The sequence below is a fragment of the Roseivirga echinicomitans genome, assembly GCF_001592935.1.
Lineage (GTDB): Bacteria > Bacteroidota > Bacteroidia > Cytophagales > Cyclobacteriaceae > Roseivirga > Roseivirga echinicomitans.
Window position 1 is genome coordinate 337,208 of sequence record NZ_LRDB01000001.1, and the last position, 17,024, is coordinate 354,231.

Below are 17,024 nucleotides of genomic sequence, written 5' to 3' on the forward strand. Positions count from 1 at the left end.
GCGGAAAAAGAAACATTAATGGACTATTACCAAGTTACGGTTATCATCATTACCCTCATTTTTTCAGCATTTTTTTCTGGAACTGAAATCGCATTCGTTACCTCAAGTAAACTTCAAATCGAGCTTCAGAGCAAAAAAGGAACGCTCAGCGGAAGAATTCTTGCATTTTTCACCCAGAAACCTTCTAGGCTCATTAACACAGCCTTGGTGGGGAATACCATAGCGCTGGTGATGTATGGTTATTTTATGGCCCTAATTCTGGAGCCTTTGATCATGGATGTTCTACCAGAGTATTTAATTAACCCTGGTGCAGTACTTATCATCCAAACTGTATTATCTACCCTTTTGGTATTATTTACGGCTGAGTTTACTCCCAAAAGCATTTTCCTGATTAACCCAAACCGACTATTGAGCATCCTTTCAGTTCCGATCATGCTCATTTTCATCATTATGTTTCCTTTGGTTTGGGTAATTGAACAAATGTCTCGTTTCATTATCGTTCATATTTTAAGACAGAAATTCTCTGAAGATCGCCCAGTTTTCGGGCTTACAGATCTGCGCTCCTACATTCAGCGCAATACCCATAAAGATATTAAAGAATCCAAAGTAGAATTGGACACCAAAATTTTTAACAATGCCCTAGAGTTCAAAACCGTTAAAGTAAGGGAATGTATGATTCCTCGAACTGATATTGCCGCAGTGGAGCTTGAGGATTCCATAGAAGATTTAAAAAACGAGTTCATTGAAAGCGGCCACTCCAAAGTATTGGTGTACCGAGATAATATTGATGAGGTCATTGGATACTGTCATGCATTAGCGCTATTTAAAAAGCCTCAAGACATAGAGAGTATTCTTACGCCAATAATCATTGTGCCCGAAACCATGTTAGTGAATGAGCTAATGATCCAGTTTATTCAAGAAAGAAAAAGTTTGGCCTTGGTCGTAGATGAATTTGGAGGGACATCAGGTCTGGTAAGTTTAGAAGATGTGATCGAGGAGATTTTTGGTGAGATTCAAGACGAACACGATGATGAAGATTGGGTTGAGCAAAAACTTGACGACAACAATTATCTTTTCAGCGCTCGCCACGAAGTAGACTACTTGAACGAGAAGTACCATTTCAATATTCCAGAAGGTGATTACGACACGCTAGGCGGCTTTATCCTCTCAATCACCGAGAATATTCCTCAAGTAAATGAGACCATTTCCGTTCCACCGTTCAAAATAAAAATAGTGGCAATGGAAGATGCTAGGATTGATACCGTTATGCTTAGTATCCTTCCAGACAGAGAAGACTGATTAACAGGGCTTTTTGTCTGTATTTTCTTTTGCTAATAGGTCATAAATCAATTATGTTTGCGGCTATTTCAATTAATAAGTACAAATGGCAATAATTAACACGCTTCGTGAAAAGATGGGACGACTCTTGGTAGTCGTAGTAGGGGCATCGATTTTAGCTTTCGTTTTAACCGATGTATTAAGCAGCAGATCGTCCATTCTGGGTAGTGACAAGCAAGAAGTTGGAGAAATTTCTGGAGAATCCATCAGTCAGCAAGAATATGCTAACCTAGTAGAAAGCATCAAACAAAATTACATGGCTCAATACGGTGTTAACCCGAATGAGTTCTTAATGCAAACCATAAGAAATCAGGCTTGGGAGCAGTTGATTGCTCAAATCGCGTATACCAAACGTTTCGATAAAGCTGGCATTGCAGTTTCTGGCGATGAAAGAATCGATATGGTTCAAGGCAAAAACATTTCACCTCAAGTAATGCAACAATTTGCAGATCCTCAAACGGGTGAACTGGACCGTCAGTTTTTGAACCAAGTTTTGGTGAACAGTGATTTGGACCCAGAGTCTAGAATTAGATGGCAGATGTTCGAAAATAGCTTAGCTGAGAACAGACGCATGGCGAAATATCAGAACCTGATTCTGAAAACCAACTATGTAACCTTGGCCGAAGCACAACAAGAATATATGGAGCAAGAAGGCGAAGTTACTTTGGATTACCTTTACATTCCTTTCTTGGCTGTAAATGATGACCAAGTTTCTGAAGTTTCTGATGCCGATTTACAAGCCTATTTAGATCAGCACAAAGATGAATACACTGTAGAAGAGAGTCGTTCAATTGACTACATCTCTTTCCCTGTTATTCCATCAGCTGCGGATAGCGCTTATTATATTGAAGAACTAAACCATCTTAAAGCTCAGCTTGAGGCCGGAGATAACGACTCAACTTTAGCCGTTATTAATACAGAACAAGGAATTGGTTTTGGAACATTCGACCCATCAGCACTTCCTGATGAAGTTGTCAACAATCTTTCGAACATTAAGAAAGGCGATATCATTGGTCCAAATTTGCAAAATGGGATTTATACCCTTTACAAGTTATCAGATATTGTTAAAAGCGAAGCCGAATTTGTAAAAGTAAGTCACATCCTACTGAGAACAGAAGGAATGTCTGCAGCAGACAAAGCCGCAGTAAAAACCAAAGCAGAAGGGATTTTACGTGAAGCCAGAAACGGTGCAGACTTTGCTCAATTGGCTATTCTCAACTCTGAAGATTCTTCTGGACCTTCGGGAGGAGATTTAGGATGGTATAGAAAAGGTGGAGATGCGCAAGGTCAGTGGGCTGAGCCATTCGAAAAAGCTGCATTCTCTGTGAATCGTGAAGGTGTAATTAACCGTCTTGTAGAAAGTGATTTTGGTTACCACATTATGAATGTAACTGGAGCGCCAAGCAACAACAGATACAAAGTCGCTATTATCCTGAAAGAATTAACTCCATCAGACGAAACTATCGATGGCGCTTATCAAAAAGCTGGTCAGTTTGTTTTAGAAACTGAGTCATATGATGATTTTGTAAACAATGCATCTGCAAACGGTTACTCTGTCTTCAGTGGGAACAATATTAACTCTAACAGTTCAAGTATTGGTAGATTAGAAAGTGCTCGTCAAATTGTAACATGGTTATATGGAGAAGCATCTGTAGGAGATGTGAAGGACTTTGACCTTGCCAATGAATACGTTGTAGCGGTTTACAGAGCCAAAGTAGAGGCAGGTACGGCTAAACTTACGGATAGTGGGGTGAGAAGCCAGATCAAACTTAAAGTTGAAAACGATAAAAAGGCAAAGTACATCACTGATAAGATTTCAGCTGCTTCAGGTTCATTATCTGATATGGCTGCTTCATTTGATGCCATTGCACAAGTATACACTGATACTCAAGTGAAATTAAGCTCAAATTCTTTGCCTAATGTAGGCGTTGCTCCTGCTGCTGTAGGAACAGCCTTTGCACTTAAAAATGTAGGTGACAGATCTAAAGCAATTACTACTGATGTAGGAGTTGTAATCATGGAGTTAAAAGGGAAAAATACGCCAGCCGGCATTACGGATTACACTACTTATGTAAATCAAATTCAGCAAAGAGCGCTAAGTAACGCTCAATTGAAGATGAATCAATCGGTAAGAGACAAGGCCGAAATTCTAGACAAACGATATAAATATTACTAAAAACATTAAATCGGCCTTCTGGCCGATTTTTTTTTGCCCCTTCCTGCCTTAACTTAGCGTGATGCAAAAATTCACTTCAGAGAATTTTAAGGAAAAACTAGAGAACACCCTTAACTTTCCAGCTTTATACATGTTCAAATTTATCGTGGAAGACGAGAAGCAAGATGAAGTAAAAAAGCTTTTCCCCGGCCATGATGTAAAAACCAAGGCCTCTAGCAAGGGAAAATATGTAAGTATTACAGCTCAAGTCATGATGCCTTCTAGCGATGCCATCATTAATACCTATCTCGAAGCAGCAAAAATTGAAGGAATCATAGCCCTATAACTTTGAGGTCATTACCCTACATATTGCTCATCCTTTTACTCTGGTCTTGTTCTTCTAAACCTAAAGAACGAGGTGTAGACTCTCCACCAATACAACATGAAGAACTAGTGCCCGAAGTTTTAAGCGAGCATCAGGAATCACTTGAATTACAAGAAGACGAAGGTAGAACGGAATGGCAAAATCCGGAGTTTGTAATTAACCTATTAGGAGATTTAACCAATAAGACCGTAGCCGATGTTGGAGCCGGATCTGGATATTTTACATTCAAAATCGCCAGAAAAGCGAAGAAGGTAATCGCTATGGATATCGACCCTAATTCACTGGAATACATAGAAAATCAGAAGTCAATTGTAGGCAAGTGGGCAGATAATATTGATACACGACTGACCCCAGCCGATGTGCCTAATTTACTTGACAATGAGGTGGACGTTGTATTGATTGTAAATACCTATGCCTATATCCCCAATAAGGATCAATATTTAAGCCGACTCAAAAAGGGAATGAAGAAAGGCGGAACTTTGCTTATTATCGATTTCAAAACGGGCGACATTCCAGTGGGGCCCTCAGATGAAGCCAAGGTTTCGAGCAAAACATTAGAACAATCTTTGAAAAAAGCAGGTTTCTCAAATACGGAGACTGACAATAGGAGTCTACAATATCAATACATTATTACAGCTAAAAACTAAGATATGTGGGAAGAAAAAGACAATAAGCTCGTTCGAAAATTCGAGTTTACCGATTTTGTAGAAGCCTTTGGTTTTATGACGAAAGTTGCCATCTGTGCCGAAAAAATGAACCACCATCCCAATTGGTCAAATGTATATAATACAGTGACAATTGAATTGACCACCCATGATGCTGGCAACACTATTACAGACAAGGACCGTAAACTGGCCAGTAAAATTGACCTATTAATCTAACCTGATGTCTGAGACTTCTCTATTCCTCGTCCCCACTCCCATTGGAAATCTTGAAGACATCACTTTAAGAGCTTTGAGAATACTGAGTGAAGTGGATGTTATTTTGGCGGAAGACACGCGTACTTCGGGCAAGCTATTAAAGCATCATAATATTACCAAGCCACTCCAGAGTTATCATATTTTCAACGAACACAAAACGGTCGAAAAACTAATCAGTAGAATGGAGGCAGGCGAAAAGTTTGCACTCATCTCTGATGCTGGTACACCTTCAATTTCGGACCCTGGATTTCTACTGGTGAGAGAATTGTTAAAGGCTGGCCTCGAAGTCAACTGTTTGCCGGGCGCCACAGCCTTTGTGCCTGCTTTGGTCAACTCTGGGCTACCGTCTGATCGTTTTGTCTTTGAGGGCTTTCTTCCACATAAAAAAGGACGTCAGACGAGACTGATAAAGCTGGCTGAAGAAGAGCGAACCATCATCCTTTATGAATCGCCTCACAGACTGATTAAATGCTTAGAGCAATTGAAAGAACATTTGGGAGATAGAAAAGCCTCGGTGTCGAGAGAAATTTCAAAGATGTTTGAAGAAACCGTTCGAGGTACTTTATCCGAACTGATTGACCATTTCACAACCAAGGGCGTGAAAGGTGAATTTGTGGTTTTGGTAGAAGGAAAGATTTAAATAGTCAATTAACCACCGCAACCAATATTTCTTTTAAAAGGAGCATCCTTCGGAATTCCTCCAAAATCAAAATCTCCCTTTTCGGTGTCTCTCAACTCCATTTCATCAAGTTTTGGGTCTTTTTTAGCCCCCATTTTTTCTTTCTTTGAAGCCCGAACCTTTTTTTCTTTCATAATTTTATAACCGAATCCTCCTGTTTAAAATTCCAAAATTGTATAGATTAGAAATATGTTGAATTTCTTTTCCAGAATCATTCAAAAGCAATTCGATCCAGTGGACAATTCTCCACTCATATTATTTCGAATAATTTTCGGCTTTCTGATTTTCGCTGAAACCTTTGGTGCCATACTTACTGGCTGGGTTAAACAAGCCCTAATTGAGCCTATGTTTACATTCACCCTCATAGGTTTAGAGTGGCTCCAACCACTTCCGGGTAGCGGAATGTATGCATATTTCGCTTTAATGGCCATTTGTGGTTTATGTGTTATGGTAGGTTATCGTTATAGGCTTAGCCTCAGCATCTTCACCATACTTTGGACACTGGTCTATTGGATGCAAAAATCGCATTACAATAATCATTACTACCTGCTTATTCTTCTTTGCCTTTTCATGCTTTGCGTTCCTGCCCATGCCTACGCCTCATTCGATGCAAAAAGATGGAGCTCAGTCGTAAGTATGACCTGCCCAAGGTGGTGTATTACCATCTTCATTATACAGCTCTGGATTGTCTTTACATTTGCCGCACTGAACAAAATTTACCCAGGCTGGGTTGAAGGTCACTTTATCCAAGTGGCTCTGAGCTCAAAAAATGGGTATTGGTTAATAGGTGATCTTTTGCAAAAACAGTGGCTGCAAAATCTGGTTATTTATGGCGGAATCTTCTTTGATTTACTCATTGTCTACTTCTTGCTTTGGAAGAAAACAAGAGTCATCGCCTTCATCACTTCAATAGTCTTCCACGTTTTCAATGCCGTGGTTTTTCAGATTGGTATTTTCCCTTTCATGATGATTGGCCTGACGGTGTTATTCTTCAATCCCGAAACCATCAGAAAGGCCTTCTTCCCTAAAAAGACTTTGATAGGACTTTCTAATAATAAGCAAACGGAGCTCAAAGCCGGTAGGCTAGCATTAGCCATAGTTTTCGCCATTTACTTCGGCTTTCAAGTCTATCTACCACTACGACATCACCTATATAAAGGCGATGTGTCTTGGACGGAAGAAGGTCACCGCCTTTCGTGGCGAATGATGTTACGGGTAAAGTATGGCAATTTGGATTTTAAATTAAAAGACCCAAAAACTGATAACACATGGCGTGTAGACCCAATGGATTTCTTTACAGCCAAACAAGTCGCAGCAGCGGCCTCAAAACCCGATATGATCTGGCAAATGGCCCGTTGGATGGAAAAGCACTATAAAAAAGAAGGAATAGCAGACGTAGAAGTTTACGCCAATACCAGTGTCTCTCTCAATGGAAGTACCCGACATGCTATTATTGATCCTGAAATAGATCTTACCCGAATGAAATGGCAATCTTTCAGGCATTCTACCTGGATATTGAGTCCCAAATAACGGCTTCTTTCACCCCTCTTAAAATAGATCAACCTAATTGGCACGAGTATTTTGTTATGAGCATTGACTCTAGTAAATTGCGGTTGTTTATATTTAATCTAAATAAGCATAGAGCCGTGAAAAGTCTAGCAGAGTTAAAGAAAAACGAAAGAGGGATCATAAAAGGGTTTAAAGATGATTCTCTTTCAGTAAAACTTATTGAAATGGGCTGCCTGCCCGGAACGGAAGTTTCTGTAGATCTTATCGCTCCTTTTGGCGACCCCATTGCTATTGGCGTTTCGGGTTATTGCCTCTCGCTTAGAAAGGATGAAGCGGCTTGTATTATGATTGAAGATTAAGACATGGCAAAAGCGGACAGAATTAAAATTGCGCTTGTTGGAAATCCTAACTCTGGAAAAACAACACTTTTTAACTTACTTACTGGGCTCAATCAAAAAACAGGGAACTTCCCTGGAGTAACTGTAGATAAGAAATCTGGGTTCTCAAAACTACCAGATGGCAGCACTGCCGAAATTATTGACCTTCCTGGCACTTATAGTGTCTACCCCAAAACATTGGATGAACAGATCGTTCAAGACATTCTGCTTGACCCTGAACATCCACAATACCCTGATAAGGTAATTGTAGTAACCGATGCTTCTAACCTTAAAAGAAACCTACTCCTTTTTACTCAGATAAGGGATTTAGGTATTCCGTTGGTTTTGGTACTCAACATGATGGATGTTGCCCAGCTTAAGAAGCTCAACATTGACTTAAGAGGCCTTTCCATTGACTTAGGAATAAAAATCATTCCGACTAATTCTCATTCTGGCCACGGAGTAGCGGCTTTAAAAGAAGCCCTAACTCAGCCTTTGATCAAGAGTAAGCGCCCATTCTATGATATCTATGATTTAGCGCCCAAAACCATAGATGTTATCAAAGAAGAGTTTGACCTCACTGAAAATTACCGCGCCTATCAATACGCGCAACAATCTGTGCGTTTGAATTTTTTGACTGAGGAGGAAAAAGAGAAAATAGCCAAAATAAAGACCGAAAATGGTTTTTATGATGTACCAACTCAGTCTCAAGAGACCTTGGGTAGGTACCAGCTCATTTCTGATATCGTAGATAGAAATGTAAAGAACTCACAAGACCCGTTAAAGAAATCCGTAAGCCAGAAAATAGACAAGGTGGTTACTCACCCTGTTTTTGGATATCTTATTTTCTTTACGGTACTCATGCTCATATTTCAAGCTATTTTCGCTTGGGCAGAAGCACCTATGAACCTTATTGAAGGATCGATAGCAGAATTTAGTGGCTGGGTGAAAGATGTCCTTCCTGAAGGAATCCTTTCTGATTTACTCACCGATGGTGTGCTTGCCGGACTTGCTGGTGTTTTCGTATTTATACCTCAAATCGCTATTCTATTTGCCTTTATCGCTCTTTTAGAAGAGAGCGGCTACATGTCCAGAGCGGTTTTCCTGATGGATAAACTGATGAGAAAAGTTGGCCTCAATGGAAAATCAGTAGTGCCACTGATCAGTGGAATGGCCTGTGCCATTCCAGCCATAATGGCCACCAGAAACATTGAAAGCTGGAAAGACAGACTCATTACGATTTTTGTAACCCCATTTATGAGTTGCTCTGCGAGGTTACCGGTTTATGCTATTTTAATTGGTTTGGTAGTACCAGAACAGCAAGTACTAGGCATTTTCAACCTTCAGGGCTTGGTCCTTCAAGCCTTATATCTTCTCGGCTTTTTAGCTGCTATTGGTTCGGCTTATGTAATGAAGCTCATTTTAAAGAGTGGTCAAAAGTCTTACTTCATCATGGAGTTGCCAGGCTATAAAATCCCAAGCTGGAAGAATATTGGGCTCACCATTTATGATAAGTCGAAAACCTTTGTATTTGAAGCGGGTAAAATAATCATTGCTATATCTATTGTATTGTGGGTGTTGGCCTCCTATGGTTTCAACGATAATTTCCGAAATGCGGAAGCGAACGTTAGGCAAAACATTGGTGCAAATGCATCCGAAGAAGAATATGAAATAGCATTAAGCTCTTATAAGCTCGAATACTCTGTTGCAGGATCATTCGGTAAAATTATAGAGCCGGCAATTCGCCCACTCGGTTATGACTGGAAAATAGGAATCGCACTGATTACTTCCTTCGCGGCACGAGAGGTTTTTGTGGGCACCATGTCCACCATATACAGTATTGGCGCCAGTGATGATGATGAAGTAACCATCAGGGAAAGGTTGAGTCAGGAAAAAAACCCTGAAACAGGTGAAGCCATGTATACCCCCGCTGTAGCTTTTTCACTCATGGTATTCTATGCTTTTGCGATGCAATGCATGAGCACTTTAGCCATTGTATACAGAGAAACTAAAGGGTGGAAATGGCCAATAATTCAAACCATTTATATGACCGCAGTGGCCTATATTTCAGCCCTTATCACTTATAATATTTTCTCCTAGAATGATCTTACGGCCAATAAACATGAAGTCTATTGCTCTTGCTCCTTTGGCCTAAAGTTTAGAGGTAGCTTTACAGAAAAGCCTCCCCATGTCCACCAGCCCAAATATAGGGCTGCTCGCTTACTGCTGAAATAACCAGGGAAAGCAATCAGTGGTTGTTTTTCTTGAAAAAGGATTACGGACTTTTGAAACAATGGAACATCACTGATGTCCATACCCACCACCTGATAGCTGGTAAGGCTCTGGTCATTACTCAAGGAGATTGTAGATCTAGATTTCTGATCGGTGTATTTATAGTTTCCACTTTTGGACTTACTTCTAAAGAGTTTCTTGTACTCTTCGTCTTCAAAACCCTTTGTATACGTTATTTCTATGTCAGAAGAGCCTAGCAATTTGTACTCTAGGTCCTTATCAGATGGCTCAAGCCTTATAATTTCAGATAATTTGGCAGGGTTCAGTGGAGTACTGTATTCTGAAGTAACCGAATCGAATTGAACTGTATTCACTGAAAAACCTTCCTCCGCAACTCTACTTTCGATCAAGGAATTCAAAAAATGGTTAACAGACCCATAATATGCCTTTCCCCTGGCCTCTTCCCATCTTGCATTCTGCTTTCGCGACTTGGGTTCAAGTTCCGTAAACTGTGCCTTGCCAATGTATGTCTTAGTGCCATTAATAAAAGTGAATTCTTCCAGAATGTAACTTACCTGATAACCTAGGGCATAATTCTCAATATATAGCTTATCATTGGCTGTTACTTCATAGTTATTTAGAGAATCGAGCACAAAGAAATCCAGCACTTCTGGGTTGACAATCCTACAATCTTTAGCGTTGCTATCTCTTCCTAAAAAATCCTCTTCAAACCTTTTGAGAAGTCTCCGGTCACTTTTACGTTGCTTTCTAGTCTTGTTGGCCGAAACTTCAACTGGCTCTAAGGCCACTTCTTCAACATTCATTTCAATTATAAAAGTGTTGTTCTCTAGTGGCTGTTTATAATTGAAAGGAATAGTCTTGGGCTCATATCCAACGTAAGACACAACAAGATTGAACGCGATATAAGGGATATTCTTAATTTCAAAATAGCCTTCACGATTTGTAGCCACTCCAAAGGTGCTATTATCAATGAACACATTGGCATAAGGAAGAGGTGTTTGGGTCTCGGCATCCAGCACTTGCCCCTTAATTGTCCTATCGGTGGAAGGTTGCTTGAGAATCACGATCGTGCCGTTAACCTCTCTATAATAAAGATAAGCTTTGGATAATATATCTTCTAGGATCGCTCGCAGTGAGACACCATCATATTTAACCGAAAATTTATCCATTTTCGGAATGATCATAGTATTGTATGAAAAATTGATTTGCGTCTGACGATTCAATTGGCGCAAAGCAGCACTTAGCGTTACGTTATCAAATTCAACAACGTATTCAAAGTCTAAAACTGAATTAGACCTCTCTTGGGCTTGTACGTTAATACACCAAAATACGTAGATGGAAACCAGAAATCCCCTGAGCATGGACCAATTTAATGATCGCAGGGCTTTCCGTCTAATTTTATTTCATTTTCTTTAAAGGAGACTAGCTTTACCTCTGTAAAAGTAGCCACAATGGTCTTGATTACATCTTCTATTGAAGTCCCTTGAAATGTGGAGGTTAGCGTACAAGCGCCAATGGCTTCATTATAATTAATTTTTACCCAATAGGTGTCTTCTAAGTCTTTAAATACTTCACTTAGAGGCGTGGCATCATATTCCAGTTTTCTTGTCCACCAACCACTAAAGTTGGTATCCTTCATTTCATTCTTTTGAATAATCTTTCCTGATTTATCCAGTTTCGCACTTTGCCCTTTGGCAACATGCTCCTTTGCTCCAGTAATTGTTGAAGAAAATTCAACCAAGCCTTCAGTAACATCAAGTTCTACACCATCTTCAGCCTCAGTGGCTAAATTAAAACTAGTACCTAAAACCTTTACTGTACTGTTTCCTGCCTCAATTACGAAAGGCAGATCTTCATTGCGAACAACGTCAAAATTTGCCTCTCCCTTTAAAATCACGTTACGATTGCTATCTCCAAAATGTTTGGATAGGGTGAGTTTAGCATTCGCGTTTAGTTTCACTAACGATCCATCAGGCAATGTAAATTCTTTTATCCCATTAGCCACTGAGGTTAACTCCGTACCCTCAAAGTCCTTAGCCTTTGTCGAATTATAAATAAAATATCCAGCAACCGACAATACCAATAGGGAAGCTGCAATCTTTAAAAAGCTAAAATTAGTCCTTTGGATTTTTACAACCTTAGTCTCTTTTGTGCGTTCGTTCACTCTATTCCAAGCGAAATCTGCATCGAAAATTTTATCATTCTCATTGCTCGTTAAATCAAGCACATTAGCATAAGACTCTAATTCGAGCCTAAGCTCTTCATCCTGAATCATTTGGAATTCAAAATCGGCTCTTTCGCTAGTATTTAGTTCATTGGCCAAATATTTGGCCATTAACTCTTCCATCATTTCCTTCTTTCTGTCAGTTAATGTAACAACCCTGACAATTTATTCCCCTACAACAAAACCACCAAAGGCAGAAAAAAAACTAAATAATCCTGTAATTGGTTTCTTAATATCTTAAGTGCCTTACCCATATGCACTTCAACCGTCTTTTTAGATATACGCAATTCCTCCGCAATTTCATGATACTTGAGGCCCTCTTCCCTACTCATTCTAAAAACCTTCTGACATTGGGGAGGTAAGCTATCAAGTGCGTCTTCAATTCGTTTTTGTAACTCAAAATCAGGCTGATGACTGACATAGCTTTGCATGCTGATTTCAATAGAATCTTGCTTATTGTTCACATACTTATTGACCACCTTTTCATGCTTAATGTAATTAAGGGCAGTATTGTAAGCAGCTCTAAATAGGTATGATTTAAAATTAATGTCTTCTCTAATCATCTCTCGCTTTTCCCAAAGGTTTACGAAAGTGCTCTGCACAATTTCTTCACAAGTATCTTCATCACGAAGTATTCTGAAAACATATCGGCAAGCGCCATTATAATGCTCTTTGAATAAATGCTCAAAAGCACGTCTATCGCCTTTGGCAAATGCAGCAAGAAGTTGATTTTCGTTTAACGACACTCTTTAGGATTTCAGCAGCTTTGAAGATAAAAAGAAAAAACATATTCCAATGAATTTACGTGTTCTCATACTAATTAATTGACATTTTTGATAGAAGTGTAAATTGTGGTGTCTATGTTTGAACATAAATACGCCTTAATGGTAAGAATGGTTTTTTATGCCCTTCATCTTATCCAGAGCCGCACTTAAATCTCTTATTAACAGAATGGAAAAACTTTTTAAAGAAAGGGCAGAGCAATTTGAACATAGCCTTAATGACCAAAAAAAAAGGTCCCTTTCACTCGCATGGCTTAGGGTCTCTTTATTTTTTGTAGCAATCATCTTAATTACACTTTTTGCAAACGCAAAAATAACAGAAGGAATAACCGCAACAGCCATTGGTTTTATTCTGCTCTTTTTCTACTTGCTCAAAAAACACGTTGCGGTAAAGAAACAACTCGACTTTACAGAAGCCTTACTTAAGGTAAATGAAGAAGAGTTGCAGAGACTAGAAATGAAGCTTTCCACTTTAGATGATGGAGCGGAGTTCATCAATCCACTACATGAATACCATATTGATCTTGACGTCTTTGGTAGGCATTCTATTTTTCAGTTAATCAATAGAGCTTCAACCGCCTTTGGCAGAGAGACCATGGCGAAATGGTTGAGTACACCTGCCGATAAGGAGGAAATTCTAAAGAGGCAAGAAGCATCAAAAGAAGTCGCTCCTTTGATTGATTGGAGGCAAAACATTCAGGCAAGCGGAAGAGCGTTCAATGAAGAAAAGGCCAATATTGAACCGCTACTTTCTTGGATAAAAGAGCCCAATGTTCTGTTGACAAAAACATTTTACAAATTAGCCATTTTCCTTTTTCCATTATTTACACTTACATGCATTGTGCTTGCTTCTATTGGAGTGTCTCCAATTGGACTTCCCATTCTGGCCGTGTTCATTAATATTGGGGTTTTGGCTACTGTTTTTAAATACGCAGGCGATGTATTTCAGAAAACCGTTTTCAGTAATAAAATATTAAAGGCATATGAGTCTCAAATAGCTTGGATTGAAAAGCAAGAACTGACATCACCTTTGATGAAAGATTTGAAAGGGAAACTTCAAACAGATGGTAAAGACGCTTCTGTAGTCATCAACCAACTTCAGTCTATTTTGGATAATCTGCACAACCGTGCTAACATGATGTACCAGATATTCAATATGCTTTTTATCCTAGATGTATATTGGTTGATACAGGCTGAAAAATGGAGGCAAAAGACCAAGGAAGATATACAGTCATGGTTTGAAGCCATTGGAGAAATTGAAGCCGTGAATAGCCTTGGTGCATTCTACTTTTCAAATCCAACGGCTATTTTCCCAACCATAGAAACGGATCCTTTCATAATTAAAGCAACTCAAATGGGCCACCCAATGCTCAATGCTAAAAAGAGAGTGAGCAATGATTTTGACTTTTCAGGAAAAGGCGGAATCTGCTTGATCACAGGATCGAACATGAGTGGAAAAAGTACATTCTTAAGAACAGTGGGGGTAAATTCGATTATGGCGCTTATGGGAGCTCCAGTTTGTGCCGAATCCATGAATATCTCTAAACTTCAGGTGTTTACCAGCATGCGTACGCAGGATGATTTGGAAGAAAGCGTTTCTTCTTTTTATGCTGAATTGAAAAGATTGAAGCAGCTTTTGGGCTCAATCAATACAGAAATTCCTACACTATTTATGATAGACGAGGTGTTGAAAGGAACCAATTCAGAAGACAGGCATACGGGCGCCATTGCCTTGATCAGGCAATTGAATAAATCATACGCTTTCGGCTTTGTTTCCACACACGACCTGACGCTAGGCAAAATAACTACAGAACTAAACGGGATTAAAAACTACAGTTTCAATAGCGTGATTGAGAATGATGATATCATCTTCGATTATACGCTCACCCCAGGCCTTTGCAAAAGCTTTAACGCAACTAAGCTGATGCAAAAAATGGGAATAGAAATTATTGACTAAATTTGCCCGCATTCCATTAAAAACAAGCATGTCGGTATTCGATTCTAATTTCAAAATAGGAGTTTTAGGAGGAGGTCAACTGGGTCGAATGATGATTCAGTCGGCCATAGATTTCAACTTTAATGTGCACGTATTAGACCCCGATGCAAACGCGCCTTCTAAAGAAATTGCGGCCTCGTTTACACACGGAAAACTCACAGACTTTGATACAGTTTACAACTTTGGCAAAGACAAAGATGTAATTACCATTGAAATTGAAAACGTAAATACCGAGGCTCTAAAGCAATTGGTTAAGGAAGGTAAAAAGGTGTTTCCACAGCCTGAGGTAATTGAACTGATTCAAAATAAGACACTTCAGAAAAGGTTTTATAAGGAAAACGGAATACCCACAGCCGACTTTATTGAAACCCAATCCAACGCTGATGTGGCAAAACATAAAGACTTTCTTCCTTTTGTAAACAAACTGGCTACTGGTGGTTATGATGGACGTGGAGTGCAAGTCATTCGCACCGAAGAGGCCTTCAGCAAAGCTTTTGATGCCCCGGGTTTTGTTGAAAAGCTCATTCCTTTCGAGAAAGAAATAGCTGTAATTGCTGCCAGAAATGAAAAGGGTGAGGTCACCTGTTTCCCAACAGTTGAAATGGTTTTTCACCCTGAGTTGAATCTTGTAGAATACCTGTTTTCGCCCGCAATCGTGAGCACTAGCGTAGAAATTAAAGCACAAGAAATTGCCAAAACGCTAATCACTAAATTGAATATGGTCGGTTTATTGGCCATTGAAATGTTCTTGACAAAAGAAGGTGAAATATTGGTGAACGAAGTAGCGCCAAGAACGCATAACAGTGGTCATCAAACCATTGAAGGCAACGAAACCTCTCAGTTTGAACAGCATTTAAGAGCCATTTTAAATTTGCCTTTGGGCAGCACTAAAATTGTTCAACCAGCCGCAATGGTTAACCTTTTGGGCGAAGATGGCTTCGAAGGGCCCGCCAAATATGAAGGAATGGAAAATGTACTCGGCCAAGAAGGCATACATGTACACCTTTATGGCAAAAGAATTACCAAGCCGCACCGTAAAATGGGGCACGCTACAATTACCGCAAGCAACATAGAGGGTTTGAAGGAAAAAGTTAATTTCGTAAAAGCAGAATTAAAGATAAAAGCATGAGCAAAGCATTGGTAGGAATCATCATGGGTAGTCAGTCAGATTTACGTGTAATGTCTGATGCGGCTTCTGTTTTAGAAGAATTGGGTGTCCCTTTCGAGGTAACCATAGTTTCTGCGCACCGCACACCACATAGAATGGTAGACTATGCTGAGCAAGCCATTAACAAAGGACTTAAGGTAATCATTGCTGGCGCTGGTGGTGCAGCGCATTTGCCGGGTATGGTGGCGTCCTTAACTACTTTACCTGTAATTGGAGTGCCTGTTAAATCGAGTAACTCCATTGATGGTTGGGATTCGGTACTTTCCATTTTACAAATGCCAGGCGGTGTGCCAGTCGCTACCGTAGCCTTAGATGGCGCAAAAAACGCGGGTATTTTGGCCGCTCAAATCGTGGGTACTTTTAACGAAAAGGTAGCTGAAAACTTGAAGTTCTACAAAACCGAAATGCGCAAGAAGGTAGAAGACAGTGTAGAAGAATTAACATCTAAAGGCTGGAAAAAATAAGCCAGATGGCTGATTTGCACTTATCCCATATAAAAGAAACCAGCCTTTATATTTCTGACCTAAATCGGACAGAAAATTTTTACCATACTAAACTTGGGTTATCGGTTGCCGCCAAAGTCGATGGGAGACATATATTTTTTAAAGTAGGTAACTGTATGTTACTTTGCTTTCTGCCCGAAGTGAGTAAAATAGAAGAAACTTTACCGCCTCATTTTGCCAAAGGCAAACAACATATGGCTTTTGGAATTCCTCTGAAAGAATACGAAGATTGGAAGAAGAAACTGATGAATCTGGGCATTCCCATTACCTGTGAGCACCATTGGCGTGAGCGTATATACTCGCTCTATTTTGAAGACCCAGATGGGAACGTTCTTGAAATTGTTCCGAACGAACTTTGGGATAATTAAATCTCGTACTCCAATTCATGAGTCCCAGAATATTGGAAATCGAACCAATATTCATATTCTGAATACTGAATACAATCCTCTAAAACCTGATCCGCCAAATTGAGTCTAACAAAACTCGTTTGTGGTAACCACTCGCGAAGCTTGAAAACTTGATCAAATGGTAACCTAGAAACCTGAACATATCCAGTGCCTAAGTCGATGTGGGGCTGTGCTTTCATTTGAATGCAATTTTAATCAATTACGACACACGTAACTTAATCAGCTGTTTATCAGATTATTAAATTTATGTATCTAAAACAATAAGTCGCCTGCATTTCAAGCGACTTATTGATAAGATGACTTAATTAAGTAAAATGTTACAGTTGGC

At 39.6% G+C, this 17,024-nt stretch carries 18 protein-coding genes; 13 read left to right on the forward strand and 5 right to left on the reverse strand.

Annotated features, from left to right (window positions below; all coding sequences use genetic code 11):
* The first annotated feature begins 18 nt into the window (after window positions 1-18).
* The 6 genes from AWN68_RS01550 to rsmI all read left to right on the forward strand — a co-directional run bounded on the left by AWN68_RS01550 (window position 19) and on the right by rsmI (window position 5,438).
* Complete coding sequence (locus AWN68_RS01550; RefSeq protein WP_068410472.1) at window positions 19-1,299, forward strand: hemolysin family protein; 1,281 nt, start codon at window positions 19-21, stop codon at window positions 1,297-1,299.
* Between the two features lie 85 nt (window positions 1,300-1,384).
* Window positions 1,385-3,514, forward strand: coding sequence for a peptidylprolyl isomerase (locus AWN68_RS01555; RefSeq protein ID WP_068410475.1), 2,130 nt, complete (start codon window positions 1,385-1,387; stop codon window positions 3,512-3,514).
* A gap of 61 nt (window positions 3,515-3,575) precedes the next feature.
* Window positions 3,576-3,839 (forward strand): DUF493 family protein, encoded by a 264-nt coding sequence (locus AWN68_RS01560; protein WP_068410477.1) that lies wholly within the window; start codon window positions 3,576-3,578, stop codon window positions 3,837-3,839.
* Between the two features lie 2 nt (window positions 3,840-3,841).
* Window positions 3,842-4,525, forward strand: a complete 684-nt coding sequence (locus AWN68_RS01565; RefSeq protein ID WP_157716025.1) for a class I SAM-dependent methyltransferase — start codon at window positions 3,842-3,844, stop codon at window positions 4,523-4,525.
* A 3-nt stretch (window positions 4,526-4,528) separates the two neighbouring features.
* Window positions 4,529-4,759 (forward strand): 4a-hydroxytetrahydrobiopterin dehydratase, encoded by a 231-nt coding sequence (locus AWN68_RS01570; RefSeq protein ID WP_068410483.1) that lies wholly within the window; start codon window positions 4,529-4,531, stop codon window positions 4,757-4,759.
* Window positions 4,760-4,763: 4 nt separating this feature from the next.
* Complete coding sequence (rsmI, locus tag AWN68_RS01575) at window positions 4,764-5,438, forward strand: 16S rRNA (cytidine(1402)-2'-O)-methyltransferase (protein ID WP_068410486.1); 675 nt, start codon at window positions 4,764-4,766, stop codon at window positions 5,436-5,438.
* 8 nt (window positions 5,439-5,446) lie between these two features.
* On the opposite strand, the gene AWN68_RS18930 is transcribed toward rsmI, so the two are convergent.
* Window positions 5,447-5,611, reverse strand: a complete 165-nt coding sequence (locus tag AWN68_RS18930; RefSeq protein WP_157716026.1) for a hypothetical protein — start codon at window positions 5,609-5,611, stop codon at window positions 5,447-5,449.
* A 55-nt stretch (window positions 5,612-5,666) separates the two neighbouring features.
* Between AWN68_RS18930 and AWN68_RS01580 the strand changes: the two genes are divergently transcribed.
* From AWN68_RS01580 to feoB, 3 genes are all read left to right on the forward strand, one after another.
* On the forward strand, window positions 5,667-7,007 hold the full coding sequence (locus tag AWN68_RS01580) for an HTTM domain-containing protein (RefSeq protein WP_068410487.1): 1,341 nt from the start codon (window positions 5,667-5,669) through the stop codon (window positions 7,005-7,007).
* A gap of 116 nt (window positions 7,008-7,123) precedes the next feature.
* Window positions 7,124-7,345, forward strand: a complete 222-nt coding sequence (locus tag AWN68_RS01585) for a FeoA family protein (protein WP_317038909.1) — start codon at window positions 7,124-7,126, stop codon at window positions 7,343-7,345.
* A 3-nt stretch (window positions 7,346-7,348) separates the two neighbouring features.
* Window positions 7,349-9,463 carry a ferrous iron transport protein B gene (gene feoB, locus AWN68_RS01590; protein WP_068410490.1) on the forward strand — a complete coding sequence of 705 codons (2,115 nt, stop codon included), beginning with the start codon at window positions 7,349-7,351 and terminating at the stop codon, window positions 9,461-9,463.
* Between the two features lie 29 nt (window positions 9,464-9,492).
* Here the strand turns inward: feoB and AWN68_RS01595 are convergent, their stop codons facing one another.
* The 3 genes from AWN68_RS01595 to AWN68_RS01605 are packed head-to-tail and all read right to left on the reverse strand — an operon-like array spanning window position 9,493 to window position 12,586.
* Window positions 9,493-10,977: a carboxypeptidase-like regulatory domain-containing protein gene (locus AWN68_RS01595; RefSeq protein WP_068410493.1), complete on the reverse strand. Its 1,485-nt coding sequence runs from the start codon at window positions 10,975-10,977 to the stop codon at window positions 9,493-9,495.
* Between the two features lie 8 nt (window positions 10,978-10,985).
* Window positions 10,986-11,966: a FecR family protein gene (locus tag AWN68_RS01600; protein ID WP_068410496.1), complete on the reverse strand. Its 981-nt coding sequence runs from the start codon at window positions 11,964-11,966 to the stop codon at window positions 10,986-10,988.
* A 47-nt stretch (window positions 11,967-12,013) separates the two neighbouring features.
* Window positions 12,014-12,586, reverse strand: coding sequence for an RNA polymerase sigma-70 factor (locus tag AWN68_RS01605; RefSeq protein WP_068410500.1), 573 nt, complete (start codon window positions 12,584-12,586; stop codon window positions 12,014-12,016).
* Between the two features lie 205 nt (window positions 12,587-12,791).
* Here AWN68_RS01605 and AWN68_RS01610 point away from each other — a divergent pair, with 205 nt between their 5' ends.
* Genes AWN68_RS01610 through AWN68_RS01625 form a run of 4 tightly spaced genes read left to right on the forward strand, consistent with a single transcriptional unit; the run spans window position 12,792 to window position 16,657 of the window.
* A complete protein-coding gene (locus tag AWN68_RS01610; RefSeq protein WP_172796018.1) occupies window positions 12,792-14,579 on the forward strand; it encodes a MutS-related protein in 1,788 nt (595 codons plus the stop codon).
* A 28-nt stretch (window positions 14,580-14,607) separates the two neighbouring features.
* Complete coding sequence (locus AWN68_RS01615) at window positions 14,608-15,747, forward strand: 5-(carboxyamino)imidazole ribonucleotide synthase (protein ID WP_068410505.1); 1,140 nt, start codon at window positions 14,608-14,610, stop codon at window positions 15,745-15,747.
* Window positions 15,744-16,250, forward strand: a complete 507-nt coding sequence (purE, locus tag AWN68_RS01620) for a 5-(carboxyamino)imidazole ribonucleotide mutase (RefSeq protein ID WP_068410508.1) — start codon at window positions 15,744-15,746, stop codon at window positions 16,248-16,250. The genes AWN68_RS01615 and purE overlap by 4 nt, the downstream gene beginning before the upstream one ends.
* A 5-nt stretch (window positions 16,251-16,255) precedes the next feature.
* Complete coding sequence (locus tag AWN68_RS01625) at window positions 16,256-16,657, forward strand: VOC family protein (protein ID WP_317038910.1); 402 nt, start codon at window positions 16,256-16,258, stop codon at window positions 16,655-16,657.
* On the opposite strand, the gene AWN68_RS01630 is transcribed toward AWN68_RS01625, so the two are convergent.
* Window positions 16,654-16,875 (reverse strand): hypothetical protein, encoded by a 222-nt coding sequence (locus tag AWN68_RS01630; RefSeq protein WP_068410511.1) that lies wholly within the window; start codon window positions 16,873-16,875, stop codon window positions 16,654-16,656. The genes AWN68_RS01625 and AWN68_RS01630 overlap by 4 nt on opposite strands.
* Window positions 16,876-17,024: the final 149 nt, after the last annotated feature.